The organism is Streptomyces coeruleoprunus (assembly GCF_039542925.1).
Lineage (GTDB): Bacteria > Actinomycetota > Actinomycetes > Streptomycetales > Streptomycetaceae > Streptomyces > Streptomyces coeruleoprunus.
On sequence record NZ_BAABIT010000001.1, the window covers coordinates 7,280,808 to 7,295,530 of the forward strand.

At 71.9% G+C, this 14,723-nt stretch carries 14 protein-coding genes and 1 pseudogene; 8 read left to right on the top strand and 7 right to left on the bottom strand.

Annotated elements, in window-relative coordinates; translation table 11 throughout:
* Position 1: 1 nt before the first annotated feature.
* From ABEB09_RS32575 to ABEB09_RS32585, 3 genes and pseudogenes are all read right to left on the bottom strand, one after another.
* Positions 2-1,081: an NHL domain-containing protein gene (locus tag ABEB09_RS32575; protein ID WP_486389095.1), complete on the bottom strand. Its 1,080-nt coding sequence runs from the start codon at positions 1,079-1,081 to the stop codon at positions 2-4.
* Between the two features lie 89 nt (positions 1,082-1,170).
* Positions 1,171-1,911: pseudogene (locus tag ABEB09_RS32580) on the bottom strand (NHL domain-containing protein); the annotation flags it as partial.
* Positions 1,912-3,084: 1,173 nt separating this feature from the next.
* Complete coding sequence (locus tag ABEB09_RS32585) at positions 3,085-4,431, bottom strand: erythromycin esterase family protein (protein ID WP_345693512.1); 1,347 nt, start codon at positions 4,429-4,431, stop codon at positions 3,085-3,087.
* Between the two features lie 58 nt (positions 4,432-4,489).
* Between ABEB09_RS32585 and ABEB09_RS32590 the strand changes: the two genes are divergently transcribed.
* Positions 4,490-5,263: a TioE family transcriptional regulator gene (locus ABEB09_RS32590; RefSeq protein ID WP_345693513.1), complete on the top strand. Its 774-nt coding sequence runs from the start codon at positions 4,490-4,492 to the stop codon at positions 5,261-5,263.
* 58 nt (positions 5,264-5,321) lie between these two features.
* Here ABEB09_RS32590 and ABEB09_RS32595 read toward each other — a convergent pair whose 3' ends face one another.
* Positions 5,322-5,891: a DinB family protein gene (locus ABEB09_RS32595; RefSeq protein ID WP_345693514.1), complete on the bottom strand. Its 570-nt coding sequence runs from the start codon at positions 5,889-5,891 to the stop codon at positions 5,322-5,324.
* Between the two features lie 111 nt (positions 5,892-6,002).
* On the opposite strand from ABEB09_RS32595, the gene ABEB09_RS32600 reads away from it, so the two are divergent.
* The 3 genes from ABEB09_RS32600 to ABEB09_RS32610 all read left to right on the top strand — a co-directional run bounded on the left by ABEB09_RS32600 (position 6,003) and on the right by ABEB09_RS32610 (position 8,363).
* A complete protein-coding gene (locus ABEB09_RS32600; protein WP_345693515.1) occupies positions 6,003-6,518 on the top strand; it encodes a MarR family winged helix-turn-helix transcriptional regulator in 516 nt (171 codons plus the stop codon).
* A 106-nt stretch (positions 6,519-6,624) separates the two neighbouring features.
* Positions 6,625-7,389 (top strand): class I SAM-dependent methyltransferase, encoded by a 765-nt coding sequence (locus ABEB09_RS32605; RefSeq protein ID WP_345693516.1) that lies wholly within the window; start codon positions 6,625-6,627, stop codon positions 7,387-7,389.
* A gap of 113 nt (positions 7,390-7,502) precedes the next feature.
* A complete protein-coding gene (locus tag ABEB09_RS32610; protein ID WP_345693517.1) occupies positions 7,503-8,363 on the top strand; it encodes a HEAT repeat domain-containing protein in 861 nt (286 codons plus the stop codon).
* Positions 8,364-8,392: 29 nt separating this feature from the next.
* Here ABEB09_RS32610 and ABEB09_RS32615 read toward each other — a convergent pair whose 3' ends face one another.
* A complete protein-coding gene (locus tag ABEB09_RS32615; protein WP_345693518.1) occupies positions 8,393-9,133 on the bottom strand; it encodes an SOS response-associated peptidase in 741 nt (246 codons plus the stop codon).
* A gap of 202 nt (positions 9,134-9,335) precedes the next feature.
* Between ABEB09_RS32615 and ABEB09_RS32620 the strand changes: the two genes are divergently transcribed.
* Entirely contained in the window at positions 9,336-11,024 is a 1,689-nt protein-coding gene (locus ABEB09_RS32620) for a serine/threonine-protein kinase (protein WP_345693519.1), read from the top strand.
* Between the two features lie 31 nt (positions 11,025-11,055).
* On the opposite strand, the gene ABEB09_RS32625 is transcribed toward ABEB09_RS32620, so the two are convergent.
* Positions 11,056-11,844, bottom strand: a complete 789-nt coding sequence (locus ABEB09_RS32625; protein ID WP_345693520.1) for an Fpg/Nei family DNA glycosylase — start codon at positions 11,842-11,844, stop codon at positions 11,056-11,058.
* A 166-nt stretch (positions 11,845-12,010) separates the two neighbouring features.
* On the opposite strand from ABEB09_RS32625, the gene ABEB09_RS32630 reads away from it, so the two are divergent.
* Positions 12,011-12,202 carry a DUF6381 family protein gene (locus ABEB09_RS32630; RefSeq protein ID WP_345693521.1) on the top strand — a complete coding sequence of 64 codons (192 nt, stop codon included), beginning with the start codon at positions 12,011-12,013 and terminating at the stop codon, positions 12,200-12,202.
* Positions 12,203-12,465: 263 nt separating this feature from the next.
* Positions 12,466-12,894 (top strand): hypothetical protein, encoded by a 429-nt coding sequence (locus ABEB09_RS32635; RefSeq protein ID WP_345693522.1) that lies wholly within the window; start codon positions 12,466-12,468, stop codon positions 12,892-12,894.
* A gap of 98 nt (positions 12,895-12,992) precedes the next feature.
* On the opposite strand, the gene ABEB09_RS32640 is transcribed toward ABEB09_RS32635, so the two are convergent.
* Entirely contained in the window at positions 12,993-13,253 is a 261-nt protein-coding gene (locus tag ABEB09_RS32640) for a hypothetical protein (RefSeq protein ID WP_345693523.1), read from the bottom strand.
* A gap of 238 nt (positions 13,254-13,491) precedes the next feature.
* Here ABEB09_RS32640 and ABEB09_RS32645 point away from each other — a divergent pair, with 238 nt between their 5' ends.
* Positions 13,492-14,688, top strand: a complete 1,197-nt coding sequence (locus ABEB09_RS32645; RefSeq protein ID WP_345693524.1) for a polysaccharide pyruvyl transferase family protein — start codon at positions 13,492-13,494, stop codon at positions 14,686-14,688.
* The last annotated feature ends 35 nt before the right edge of the window (positions 14,689-14,723 follow it).

Here is a 14,723-nt window from a genome sequence, read left to right on the forward strand (position 1 = left end):
ACTACGTGACGTTGACGGGTGCGGAGGTGGGCGGTTGGCCGCCCACGGTGAACGTCGGCTTCGTCTCACCCGGCACGGCGTCGGCAGGCGCCACGAGGCCGATCAGCAGGGAGTTCGACGCCTGCGCCTTCCACAGGTGCAGGTCGACCGGGCCGTGGGTGGTGAACGTCTGCTTGTCCGCCGACAGCGTGCCGCCGTACGAGGCCAGCTGGCCGAAGTGGCCGTCCCGGTCCTCGCCGTACACGATGAGGTTGCCGCTGCCGTGGAACTGCAGGCCCTTCCCGGGGGGCAGGGTCACGCGGACGGTCTGCGGGGCGACTCCGCCGTCCCCGAGGGCCTTCGCGTACACCCCGGGCCAGGCGGACTTGCCGCGTTCCAGTGTCGTGGTCCCCCCGGGCGACACCGAGAACCCGACCGTGACGTTGACGGGTGCGGAGGTGGGCGGTCGGTCGCCCACGGTGAAGGTCAGCTTCGTCTCGCCCAGCACCGCGTCGGCAGGGGCCACCACGCCGATGAGCAGGGAGTTCGTCTTGCCGTTCGTCCCCAGGTGCAGGTCGACCGGCCCGTCGGTGGTGAACGTCTGCTTGTCCACCGACAGCGTGCCGCCGTACGAGGCCAGCTGGCCGAAGCGGCCGTCCCGGTCCTCGCCGTACACGATCAGGTTGCCGCTGCCGTGGAACTGCAGGCCCTTCCCGGCAGGAAGGGTCACCCGCACGGTCTGCGGGGCGACTCCGCCGCTTCCGAGGGCCTTCACGTACACGCCGGGCCAGCCGAACTTGCCGGTGCCGCGTTCCAGCGTCGCCGTTCCCCCGGGCGACACGGAGAACGGCGCGGTGACGGGCACTTCACTCACCTTCCGCACACGGTTGTTTCCCGTGTCGGAGATGTAGAGGTCGCCTCCGGGGTCCACGGCGATACTGCGGGGCTCGTTGAGTACGGCGTTCACGGCGAGTCCGCCGTCCCCGCCGAAGCCGGTGCTGCCGTTGCCCGCGACGGTGGTGATCGACCGGGACACCGAATCGATCTTTCGCACGCGCTCGTTGTCGGTGTCGGCGATGTAGACGTTGCCCTGGGAGTCCACGGCGACGCCCCGGGGCGGTTGAGTGCGGCGTAGACCGCCGGCCCGCCGTCCCCGCTGAACCCGTCGCTGCCGTCACCCGCCACCGTCGTGATCGTCCGCGTCGTCCCGTCCACCTTGCGCACACGGCTGTTCGCCGTGTCGGCGATGTAGAGACTGCCCCGCGAGTCCACGGCGACGCCGCGGGGCCGGTTGAGCGCGGCCGTGGTGGCCGGCACGCCGTCGCTGGAGAACCCGTGGTCGCCGTTGCCCGCGACGGTGGTGATCGTCTGGGACTGCGCGTCGACGCTGCGCACCCGCCCGTTGTCGGTGTCGGCGATGTAGAGACTGCCGTGGGGGCCCAGCACGACGTCGAAGGGCGTGTACAGGTGGGCCCTGACCGCTGCTCCTCCGTCGCCGCCGAAGCCGGCGCTGCCGCTGCCCGCGACGGTGGTGATCGTCCGGGTCTCCGCGTCGACCCTCCGCACCCGGTGGTTCTCGGTGTCGGCGATGTAGAAGTTGCCCTCGGAGTCGACAGTGACGCCTCGGGGCCGGTTGAGCGCGGCGTCCGCGGCCGGACCGTCGTCGCCGTAGAAGGCCTGCTCGCCGTTGCCCGCGACGGTGGTGATCGTCCGGGTCTCCGCGTCGACTTTCCGCACCCGGTGGTTCTCGGTGTCGGCGATGTAGAGGTTGCCCTGGGAGTCCCGTGCGACGGTGTTGGGTTGGTGAAGGCCCGCTTTCACGGCGGCGTGGCCGTCACCCGCGTACTCGGCCCTGCCGTTACCCGCGACCGTGGCGATGACGGCGGTGCTCTGCGGTGCCGAGACGACTTGGGTTTCCGTGGGTTCTGCCATCGTCCTCTCCTTTCTCTGGCTCTGCTGACGGAAGAGATCTGTCAAACCTTTCTGCTTTGCTGCCGGGAATGCATGAGATAGTCACCGGATCGGGCTCGATTCGCTGCTTGCGGCAAGCGGACTCCGTCCGGTCGCCGACATTCGCGAAGGCGTACCGAATCGCGATCGATCGCCATTTACCGGAACGGCTGGCGGCGACGGGCTTCGGTGAGGTATCTCGTACCCGTGCAGAACAAGTCTGACGCGGATACGTGCCTGAATGAAAGAAATTCTCCGCGGAGCGTGTGTCTCTTCGCCACATGATGAGAGCGCACCGTCGACAGCAGTCGACCACTCACACACCATGCGTACTGCGCGAATCCGCCCTACCGCCCCCGGCGCCTCCGGTGGCGCGCTTTCTCCGTGTCTCCCGTTCGCCCCACGTTCGAGAGGAGCCATAATGGCTGCTTTCTTGCGGATTCATATGAAAATAGAGTCGACATCCCGAAGGTGAGGGAAACTCGCGACTCGGATTCCATAGGAGTGCGCTCGCCTCCGCGTGTCCGTAATACACCGAACGAGGGCATCGCGTTAAACCGGCCTCCGTGGCAGAACGGACCGTCTGGAGGCACGTCGCGGTTCCCGCCGGGCCGGCCGGCGCTTATGCGGTCGTCTTCGAATCCCCCGGCAATGGCAGCTTCGGTTCTTGGGGTGCGCCGCGGCGGTGAAGCGTACGGGAGGCGGATCCGCGTTTCGGAATCTTCGCCTCCAGAAGTTCCGCTCAGCGGAAGCAAAAACGTTTGGGCGCCGACGTCGGCCCCGTGGGCGCCGCATGAGAGGGGCTGCCGAGGGCGGTGTCCGGAGTCGGCGCGAGCGCGGTCCTGTACGGAAATCGCCCCTCGGGTGTGCCGATGCGGCGATCACCGCTCGACGACCTGGGAGGGGCGTTCATGTGATCACGGCGGCCGGTTACGCGGGCATGCTCCGCCGTATTGCCGGATCGGCTCTGGCCCTGCGGTGGGACGGTGCCGATCCAGGTGCGGACGCGGGCCGAGGAAACGCCTCTGCACTGCCTCCGGAAAATCCCTTCGCACCAGCCGGGTGCCTTTCTTGCGGCATCGCAATGCGGTGATTCACCATTCGGCCGCGGTTCCGAGCGCCCCAGGTCCGAATGGAGTGGTGACCAGCCCCGCCTCAAGCGCCGTCATACCTCTGTGATTCGCTCAAGCGAATCACAGAGGTATGTATTCCACGACCGCCGGGCAGCCCCTCAGCCGGGGTGGTAGAGAGCGTGGAGTACGAGGGCCCTTCTGTCGTCGACCTCCAGGGACGGAACAGCAAGCTCTGCGGGACGTCCTTGACGAACACGATGCCGTCGGTGCCCGCCAGGTGGGCCGGGTCGAGCGGGGCGTAGCCGAACCAGGGGGAGACGCGGGGCGCGGGCCGCGTGCCGGCGAGGGCGGTGGCCAGCCGCGGGGCGTCGACGACGCAGCGGTCCTCCGGGAGCGCGTACAGGAGTCCTTCGACGGAGTCCGGCGACGGCGCGTCCACCCCCTGGTGCCGGATCGTGCCGAGGGCCGTGGCCACGAAGGCGTATTCCTCGCCGAGCCGGGCGCTCACCAGCGCGCCGGCGCTCCACCACTCCAGCGGCATCCCGCCCATCCGCATCGAGCTCTTCTCCCGCTGGAGGTGGGAGTTGTGGGCGTGGACGAGCGCCGGGCCCCGTTCGGCGACGGCGAGGAGGTTCCGGGCCATCATCTGGTCCCGCACGCCCACCAGCCGGGTCAAGCGGGCCGGTGAGGTGTCGGCCATCCAGTAGTGGTAGCGCAGCAGGCCGGTCGCGGTGCGCCCGTACAGGCGCGCCCGGTCCCAGTCGTCCCGCGACGTCGCTTGGATCAGGTGCGGCGTCTGCTCGTCGAGCAACGTCGCCAGATCATCGGCGAGCAGCCGCAGTTCGGTGGCCTCGGCCGACCGCCCCACCGACTGGGCGGGGTCCCTCATCGCGGCGGGGTCGGTCCACCGGTCGTCGGCGCCGAGCAGGCGGTCGAGCGCCTCCGCGGTACAGGGGAGCAGGTCCGCGTCCACGCGGGCCGCGAGGTAGCCGTGGAGTCCGGTGAGGGCCTGCCGGGGGCTCGCGGCGGCCGTGATCTCCAGCGGGCCGTCGAAACCGGCGAAGCGGAGCCGCTCGGACGCGGGCCGGCCGTCGTTGTAGGCGCGCATCCAGCGCACCAGCTCGCGGTTGGCCGCGGAGGTGCCCCAGCCGTGGCTGATTCCGCGCTCCACGACCTCGTCGAGGGTGCCCGTGCCCGAGGTGACGTAGTCGTCGACGACCAGGCCCGTCATGCAGTCGCTCTCGATCGCGATCGTCCGGTAGCCCTCCTCCTCGACGAGCTGCCGGAACAGCTCGTTGCGCAGGCCGAGCAGCGTGTCCTCGCCGTGCGTGGGCTCGCCCAGGGCGAGCAGCCGCGGCCGCGCCGGGAGCAGCCCCATGACGGCGGCGGCATGGACGGGATGGGTGGTTTCCTTGATGTCGGTAGCCATGCCTTCAACGGTATCGTTGAACCTTCGATGGAGACTTCGACGTGATATCGGCAGGACCATGGGACGAAACCTTCAAAGCGGAGATCGGCTCAGGCCGGTCGACCTGGCGCGTCGGCACGGTCTGTCGACCCAGGCGGTCAGGAACTACGAGGAGGCCGGCATCCTCCCGGCCGCCGACCGCACGCCCGCGGGCTACCGCACCTATACGTCGCTGCACGCGGCGGCCCTGCGCGCCTTCCTCGCCCTGGTGCCCGGCCACGGCCACCGGACGGCGACGTCGATCCTGCGGGCGGTGAACGAGGGCGAGGTCGACGAGGCGTTCCGCCTCATCGACGAGAGCCACGCCCAGCTCCTCGACGACCGGCGAACCCTCCAGGCCGTGGAGAGCGCCCTGCGCGACCTGGAGCACAAGAGGGAGTCCGAGCCCGGTGCGGCGTCCGGGTCCGGTGCCGGGTCCGAGCCGGCAGCCGTGTCCGTGTCCGTGCCGGGCGCCACCTTCATCGGGCCGCTGGCAGGGAAGCTCGGCATCCGCCCCGCGACGCTGCGCAAATGGGAGCGTGCCGGGCTCGTACGCCCGCGCCGCGACCCGCTGACCGGGTACCGCGTCTACGACGAGGCCGCCGTACGGGACGCCCGGCTCGCCCACCAGCTCAGGCGGGGCGGCTACCTGCTGGAGCAGATCGCCCCGCTGATCGCCCAAGTGCGGGCGGCCGGGGGGCTGGAGCCGCTGGAGGCCGCCCTCGGCGACTGGCGCGGCCGGCTCTCCCTCCGCGGGCGGGCGATGCTGAACGGGGCCGCCGAGCTGGAGGCGTACCTCCGCGAGCGCGCATGAGCCGTCGGACGCCGGCCGACAGGCAGCCGACCCCGCGGGGCGGCCGCACCGCGCCGTCTCAGAGGCCGATCGCTCCGTCGATGCGCTCGCGCAGCAGGTCGGCGTGGCCGTTGTGGCGGGCGTACTCCTCGATCATGTGGATGAGCACCCAGCGCAGGGAGACCGTTCCGCGCCAGGAGTCGACGCCCTCCACGTCGAGGTCGCGCGCCTGACCGGCGAACCGTTCGGCGAACGCCACCTCGGTCCGCCAGGCCTCCCACGACGCCTCGACGACGCCCGGCGTGGCTTCGGCACGGTCGAAGTCCCCGTCGGGGTCGGACGCCGAGGAGAAGAGGGCGGGTGCGTCCTGCCCGGCCAGTACACGCCGGAACCAGCGGCGTTCCACATCGGCGAGGTGCCGGACCAGGCCGAGCAGCGAGAGTGTGGACGGTGCGACGGACCGCAGGAACAACTCCGGTCCCAGGCCTGAGCACTTCAGCTCCAGCGTGGCGCGCTGGGCGCCCAGGACGTCGAGGAGCATGCGCCGCTCGTCGCCGGTCGTCGGACCGCCGAACCGGCGATGGTCCTCGCCGCCGCCGAACAGTTCCGCTCTTCTCCTGAGATGGGCCTTGTCCGCATGCTGGGGCATCGGGGAGCGGTCTCCTGTCCGAAGGGGACGAATCCGTCGTGGTGGAGCGTGGGTGCGGCATCCACGCTACGGTGCTTTTTATTGCTTGAGCAAGCAGATAGCATCCACCGCGTGGTGACTGCACATCAGAGAACCGAGGAGCCGGCGCGGCCGTCCGCCGACGACATGCAGGACGAGCGCTGGTGCATGGCCGTACGACTGCTGGGCCGCGTGGAGAAGCAGTTGGACGAGGCCCTGCAACACGGGCACGGCCTGCCGCTGTCCGAGTACCGCGCCCTGTGCGCGCTGCGGCACCCGGACAGCGGCCCCTCCCTGCGCATGGGTGAGTTGGCCGACCGGATCGGGCTCAAGGACAGCACGGTGACGCGCCTGGTCGGCCGGCTGGAGGCCCGGGGGCTCGCGGAGCGGACCTCCCCGGCCGGTGACGGCCGGGCGGTCGCCGCGAGCATCACACCGGCCGGCCGGCAACGCCACGCCGAGGCGACACCCACCTATCGCGCAGCTCTCGGAGAAGCCCTGGAGGCCGCCAGGACGAACGTGTACCTCGCCGATCTCGCCGTCTGGGTGCTGACGGGCGAGTCGGCCGTGAGCGGCGCCACCGTCCCGGCCCCGCCCGCCGGGGCGTAGGTGCCGCCGCCGTTCACCCGCCCGGAAGGAACTCCGTACTGCCCGCCGGACCACCTGAACCGCCCGCCTGACCGACCGACTTGGCCCTCGCGAAAGGAACTGCCTCATGACAGCCGCTGCCGACCATTACGCGCACCTGCTCGCCGAGCACTACACCTGGATGCTCGGCGGTGACATCGAGACGGTGGTGGCGGCGCAGGCGGAACTCCTCCGCGGACTGGGAGTGACCGCCCGACCTGAAGAGAAGGCCGCAGCCGTCGACCTCGGCTGCGGCCCCGGCGTACAGACCCTGGCCCTCGCCCGCCTCGGCTTCACGTCAGTGACGGCGGTCGACACCAGTGACCTGCTCCTCGACGAACTCCTCGAACACGCCCGGCGCTCGGGGGCCGCGGACGCCGTACGCCCCGTGCACGGGGACATCCGCGGTGCCCTGCCCCGCCTCACCGCCCCGGGTTCGGTCGCGGCCGTCGTCTGCATGGGCGACACCCTGCCGCACCTGCCCGACCGGGCCGACGTCCAGGAGTTGATCGCGGACGTCGCCGATGCGCTGCGCCCGGGCGGCAGCTTCGTCGTCACCTACCGCGACCTGACACGCGACGTGCACGGCCCGGACCGCTTCATCCCCGTCCGGAGCACCGACGACCGGATCCTCACCTGTTTCCTCGACTACGTCGACGGGGACACGGTCCTGGTCCACGACCTGCTGCACACCCGCCAGGACGACACCTGGCACTTGAAGACGAGCAGTTACCCCAAACTCCGCCTGGCCCCCGAGTGGTTGACCGACCAGTGCGCCGCGGCCGGCCTCGTCATCCACCACGACGAGGCGGGCCCCCGCGGCCTGCGGGTCCTGCACGCCGTCCGGCCGTAGCCCCGGAGGAGGCCTGACGGCGCGGGCCGCGGGGGCGGCCCGCGCGACGAGGCGCCGGTCAGCCCCCGTCGCCGCCGCGACCAGGGCCGGCGCACGTTTGTAGGGTGAGCGGCATGACGGGGAACGGTGTGCCGGGGGAGGGGGCGGCCGAGCGCGCGGCGCTGCGCCGTACGTGGAACGAGTTGGACGCGCTGCTCGCCGCGAACACCGAGCGCGAGCCCGAGGCGCGCCGTCGGATCGGTGCCTTGGTGGAACGACTGCGGACCCCGGCGGCCGCCTTCCTGCGGTCGGAGCTGGAGCGCCGGCTCGCGCGACACGTCGACGCGGACGACCCCTTCGCGCGGGACCGGATCGCCCATGTCCTGGCCGGTGCCTGCGGTGCGGCGGCCCTGCCCGCCCTGCTGCGCGCGTGGGAAAGCGACCGCGACCAGGACGGGGACACGCTGGAGCTCGACCTCCTCGACCTGTTCTCCGCCTGGCCGGGGACGTCCGTCGGGCTGGTCCTGGGCTGCCTCGCCTCGGACGACCCCGCGACCCGGCTGGTCGGCGTCCGGGGCCTGAGCCTCATCGACTGCGGCGGGAGGGACTACTTCGGGCCTGTCGCCGACGCGGCGTCCGACCTCGACCCGCGGGTGCGCGCCGATGTGATGAGCACGCTCGGCTCCCTCTTCGGCACGGGGGATCCCGTGCGGGCCCTGGCCGTCCTGATGACCGGCGCCGGCGATTCCGCACCCGAGGTCAGAAGGGCGGCTGTGGCGGCCCTCGCCGCGTCGCACGACGAGCCGACGACCGAACTCCTCGTGGCCCGCACCGCCGACACCGACCGCTGGGTTCGGTTCTCGGCCGCCTGGTCCCTGGCCCGACGGCCGGGCCCGGCGGTCCGCACGGCGCTCGAACGGCTCGTGACGGACGAGGACGCGGACGTCCGCGCCGCCGCACGCACGGTCCTGGAACTGCCACCGAGGCCCCTCTGACCCGCCCCGGTGCCGGCTGCGCGCAGTCGTCAGGAGGCGAGCTCGTCCAGGAGCTCGGGGCCGTTGTTGCGTACGTTGTTGACGGCGGGGGAGACGGGCCGCGCGTCGAGGTGGCCGTCGGCGGGCTGGGTGAGCAGGGCACGCAGGTCGTCGGGGTCCTCGTGGTGGGGGTCGAGCCAGTCGTCGTAGTGGTCGGCGGTGAGGGCGAGCGGCATGCGGGGGTGGAGGCGGCCGGCGGCGTCGGTGGCCTCCGTCGTGAGGATGGTGCAGGTCATCAGCCAGGCCTCCGGGTCGTCGTCGCGCTCGACCTCGGGGTTGCGCCAGTACGCGTACAGGCCGGCGAGCGCCATCACCTGCTCGTCGGCGGGATGGACGAAGTACGGCTGCTTGCGCGTCTTCCCCGTGGCCCGGTCCTTGACGGACTCCCACTCGTAGAAGCCGTCGGCCGGCAGGAGGCAGCGGTGCTTGACGAAGGCGCGCCGGAAGGCGGGCTTGGCGTGCACGGTCTCCATCCGCGCGTTGATCAGCCGCGAGCCGATCTTGGGGTCTTCCGCCCAGGACGGTACGAGGCCCCACCGGAGCGGCCGCAGCTCCCGCTTCGGCTGCGCCGCCCCGCTGCCCCGCGGCGTGCGCTCCAGCACGGCGTACACGTCGTCGGTGGGGGCGACGTTCCAGCTCGGCGCGAGGGTCTCCTCCGGCAGCCAGTCGGTGACGTGGAAGAGCCGGGTGAGGTCCTCGGGGCTGCGGGTGGAGACGTAACGGCCGCACATACGGCCAGGGTGCCACGATCCCGCGAACCCCGACCGTCCCGTACGCCCGATGGGACGGCCGGCCGACGGCGGTGCCCGCGGCCCCCCGTGACGCGCGGGGCGCGCACCGATCCACCCCGAACGGGTGCTCGCGCGGCGGCGAGCTCCTGCGTGGGTCGCCCACGGATCACCCGGTCACGGGCACCGCATACCATGACCGCCCATGAGTACGAGTGAGGGCCGAAGACCCCTGGTCGACGGGCGTTTCCAACTGATCTCCCGGCTGGGCAGCGGCGGCATGGGCACGGTCTGGCGAGCACGTGACATCGCCCTGGACCGCGATGTCGCCCTGAAGGAGGTCCGCCCGCCCGACCCCGCGGTCGCCGAGGCGACGCCCGGACTCGCCGCGCAGCTGCGCGAACGGGCCGTTCGCGAGGCCCGGGCGCTGGCACGGCTGTCGAACCCGCACGTCGTGACGATCCACCACATCGTCGAACCCCAGGACGGCTCGCACCCCTGGATCGTCATGGAACTCGTCGAGGGCCGCTCGGTGCACGACCGCCTCGCCGAAGGCCCGATGCCGGTGCCCGAGGTCCTCACCCTCGGGCGGCAGGTCCTGTCCGCCCTGCGCGCCGCCCACTCCGCCGGCATCCAGCACCGTGACGTCAAACCCGCGAACATCCTGCTGCGTCCGGACGGCAGCGCCGTCCTGACGGACTTCGGCATCGCCGCGTTCAGCGAGGCGACGTCACGGCTCACCTCCACAGGGGACCTCATCGGCTCGCCGGAGTACATCGCCCCCGAGCGTGTACGTGGCGAGGAGGGCAACCCGGCCTCCGACCTGTGGTCGCTCGGGATGCTCCTGTACGTGGCGGCCGAAGGCCACCACCCGCTGCGCCGCGCCACCGGCCTCGCGACCGTGGTCGCCGTGCTCGACGACCCGATCCCGCCGCCGGTGAGATCGGGTGCGCTGGCGCCCGTACTCACCCGGCTGCTGGTGCGCGACCCCGCGCTGCGGCCCGACGGGGCAGGCCTGGAGCAGATGCTGGCCGACGCCGAGGCGGGGCCGTCTCGCACCGGCGTACCGGAAGGAGCCGGACCCGGCCCGTTCGGCCCGCCGCACCCCCACCCCGCGTACACGCCGCCCGCGTCGCCGTCCTGGACGCCGCCGACCGTCCCGTCCCATGTCGCCTCGGGAAACGGCGGGTTCGGCCCGCCCCTGCCACCGTCCGTCCCCCGGCCGCGCCGCCGCGCCGCGACGCTCGCCGTCTCCCTCACGCTGACGGCGGCCGTGGCCGTCGCCGCCGCCGTGAACGTGCTCCCCGACGGCGGCTCGGGCTCCGACGCCGACGGATCGGGCTCCCGGCCCAGTGGCGGAGCCACCCCGGTGACCGGAGACCGCACCCCGGGCACGGGCGCGGAAAAGGGGACGGGGGACAGCACCCCCGCGCCCCGGGGCAGCCTGCTCACCCCGGCGAACGTCCGCACGGTCATCGAGTCGTTCCGCAAGGCGAGCGGCACCACCCGGATGAAGGAGCTGACGATCTTCGAGGACTACGCCCTGGCGGAGATCCCTACCCGGGTGGGTGCCAAGACCTACGACGCGTACGAATTCCGCAACGGCGTCGCCCGGCGGACCGGCCCCGGCGGCACCATCGCCGCCGACGCGGCGGACGAACAGCCCTTCGACGTCACGGCCATGGCCTGGGACGGTCTTCCCGCCCTGATGAAGCGCGGCGAAGGCCAGCTGGGGGTGGAGCGTCCGACCCTGCGCTACGTCATCGTCGGTCGCTGGACGTTCAACTCCGACCGGCCGACGCTGCGGTTCTACCTCATCAACGAGTACAACGCGGTCGGCTACCTCGCCGCGGACAGCGGCGGAGAGGTCGTGGCCAGCCACCCGTCGTCCTGACGCCCGATGTGCGCGGGGCGGCCCGTACGGGTCATGAGCCGTCCGGCTGGCAGCGGGGGCACCACACGGTGCCGCGCCCGCCGACGCGCCGGCGGCTCAGGGGGCCGTCACAGCGGGGGCATGCCGGGTCGGGATCGTCGCGGCGGCCGGTGAGCCAGGAGTTCCGCGGCGGTACGCGCCCCGCGCGCACCGATGAGCGCAGGGTGCGGCGCATCTCGGTGTGGAGCCGGCGGCGCTCCTCGTCGGTCAGCTCGTCGGTCCGGCGTGCCGGATGCAGCCGGGCCCGCCACAGGATCTCGTCCGCGAGCAGATTGCCCAGTCCGGCGATCAGGGACTGGTCCGTCAGGGCCGACTTGACGCGGCTGCGCCGACCGGACAGCAGCTCGTCGAACGCGGCCCGGTCCAGCGACATGGCGTCGGGCCCCTGGTCGCCCAGGGCCCGAGCGACGTCGGCGTCGGGATCGTCGGCGAGCCAGATGCCCTGCAGCTTGCGCTGGTCACGGAAACGCAGCTGGTCGCGGCCCAGGGCGAACACGACGCGGTCGTGCGGGTGACGCTCGTCGCCCTCGCGGCAGCACAGGAGCTGTCCGGTCATGCCGAAGTGCATCAGGACGGTCGGCCCGTCCGTGCGGGCGAGCAGCCACTTGCCGTGCCGCCCCGGTTCGGTGAACCGACGCCCCTCCAGCCGGCGGCGCAGCCGCTCCGCGCTCACCCCGTGCAGCACACCCGCGTCGTGCACCTCGACCCGGGTGATCCGCCTGCCCTGCCCACAGCTGGCGAGGACCTCACGGAACCCCTCGACGTCGGGCAGCTCGGGCATCCCGCACCCCTTCGTGGCGGCCCCCACGTCCAGGGTCGCACCAGGCCCGACCGGACGACGACCGGAATCGTCGCGCGGAGTCATGGTTCGCGCTTCGACGTGCGGACGGGCGGGGGCGCTGTTTCCCTGGTGTGGTCGGTTGGTCCCCGTCCAGGAGGAGCGCCCCATGAGTACCGCGGACGAGTCGCGTGAACGAGCCCGGCAGATGCGCGAGAAGGCCAAGGACCTGGAGCGGACGGCGGAAGGCGCTGCCGACCCGCAGGAGAAGCAGCGGCTGCGGGACGAGGCACGCCGGCTCAGGGAGCGGAGCGAGCAGGAGTCCGGCATGGCCACCGGCGACATCTACCCGGACCGGTAGCACGGGGAACGGCCCCTTGGGTCCGTTCCGCAACGGCTCGATCACCCGCCCCGCACCCGTGCGGGGCGCCCCGCCATGGCAGAGTCCTCCCCATGTGGAGCTCGACGCCTGAACGGCACAGACACCTCGCGGCCGCCTCCCTCCTGTTGGCCGCCGCGATATCGCTGACCGCCTGCGGTGAGCAGCGCGGCACGAATCCGGCGGCCGGTGCTCCGGGGACGGCTCCGAGCTCCGGCCCCCGTACCCCGGGAGCATCCCCCTACGTGGAGCCCGGAGTCGTCGATGGCGCCCCCCACAACGGCGACAACAACGCCTACCGCCGCTCCCGCGAGATGTCCCCCGCCGGCGCGAAGGCCGCGCAGAAGGAAGCCGCGCGCATCGAGCCCGTCCTCAAGAGGCTGTGGACCCAGAGGGAATGGGACCCCGCGCGTGTGCGCGCGGCGCTCCTCGAGCTCGGGTACGAGGAGGAGCGCACCGGCCCGAAGGGCGAGCGGCTCGGGGGGACGCTCACGGTGCGCGCGATGCACCAGCGCTACGAGGCCGGCCGGTACGTCACGCCCGAGGGTGCCCTGGTCGGGCTTCGCGTTCACGACGCCTGCGTCAGCGCGTTCGTGCAGAAGAGCAATTACGAGGTCGCGGTCAATGGCCCGTACATGGAGACCGGCTGCTTCGAGCCGCCCTACGGACACTGACAGACCGCTCCAGGCGCGCCCCGGTCACCTGGGTCGTGTGCTGAAATCAGCCCTCTTTCGGCGTTTGACGAGCGGGGGGCGGGGGCGGGGCGCAAAGGCTACGGGCCGCCGGTGTTTCGGCCCTTGCGCTTCCGTGCGGTCGGCTGATCGGCCCGGCCCTTCGTCGCCGCGGTGTCCTCCGCCTCGACGCCCTTCAGGGCTTGACCGCCGGCTGTTCCTTCCTCGGGCCGGTACCCCTCCGTGACGCCCGCCGTGCCCGGCACGTCGCGTCGGGCAGGCTGGTTCTCGCGGCCGGAATGGGCTCCGGGCTCCTCGCGGCTGCGCTTCTCCGCGCGATCTTTGGGCGTGCGCTGGTTCATCGTGCCTCCTCTGTGGTGTGCCGAGACGCTGGACAGCCGAGTACCCTCCGCATCCCCGCCCATCCCGGGCCCCGCAGCCCGGCTCGGCGAGCAGGCCGCGAACAGGAAGTTGAGGGATCAACGGCCTGCAGTCGGTGTTTGCCCGCCCGTACCGAGGGCATCCGGGGAGGAGCCGCCGAGTGCGCGCATGCCGGCCTCGGCGGGGCTCTGGATCGGCTCGGATCCGGTGGGAGCGCAGATGACCAGTGAGGGTGCTCCGCGGAACGTCCTGCGTATCGGTGTGCTCGGCTCGTACGGCGGCTTCAATATCGGTGACGAGTCCATCCTGACCTGCACCCTCGGGCGCCTGCGTGCCTGGCGTCCGGACGCGTGGCTGGTCGTCTTCAGCCGGAATCCCGAGCACACCACGGTCAACCACGGCTCCGCCGACGAGGTCGTGGGCTGGGAGGGCGTCAGTCAGGGCCGGTTGACGGCCGCGCTGTCGGGGCTCGACCTCCTCATTCTGGGGGGTGGCGGATTCCTGTACGACGGAGAGGCACGGCGCTATCTGCGCCTGGTCAAGGCGGCCCAGTCCGTCGGGGTGCGCACCTTCGCGTATGCCATCGGCGCCGGGCCGCTCACCGAGGCCGACGATCGACAGGCCGTACGCAGCGTGGTCGCGGAGATGGACGACGTGGTCGTACGGGACGAGGAGTCCAAGCTCGTCCTGGAGGAGGTCGGCCTCGATCGCGAGATCACGGTCACCGCGGACCCCGCGCTGCTGCTCGAACCCGAGGACTTCACCGACCAGATGCTGCTGTACGAGGGCATCCCGGGCGGCACACGACTGGTGGGCATGTCGGTACGGGAGCCCGGCCGGGCGGCCGAACACCTGAGCGTCAGCGACTACCACGCCCTGCTGGCCGAGGTGGCGGACTTCCTCGTCTGCCGCATCGACACGTACGTGGTGTTCATGCCGATGGAGCGACAGGACGTCCGCCACGCGCACGCGGTCCTCTCCCACATGATCGCGCCCGACCGGGGCCGCATCCTGAACGGCGCCTACAGCCCCGGACAGATCCTGGGCTTCACGGGGCGCCTCAGCCTCGCCGTCGGCATGCGGCTGCACTTCCTGATCTTCGCGGCGGTCTCCGGCGTACCGTTCCTGCCCCTGCCCTATGCCGGCAAGGTCTTCGACTTCGCGCGCAGGGTCGGCGCTCCGGCACTGGTCGGCGTGGCCCGGGAGCAGGCGGGGCCGCTACTGGCGGAACTGGACAGGCTCTGGGACGAATATCCCCAGCGGAGGGACACACTGTGCTCGCGCGTCGGCGCGCTGCGTGAACTGTCCGGAGAGACCTGGAATCGCTGCCGGGCGGTGCTGGAACACATCGAGGAGCAGAAAGGCTCCTTTCCGTCCGGACCGACGAGCGGAGGCACACGCACCAGCGGACCTTGAGCGGTACAGCGGTACAGCGGTGCGAGCCGTACAGC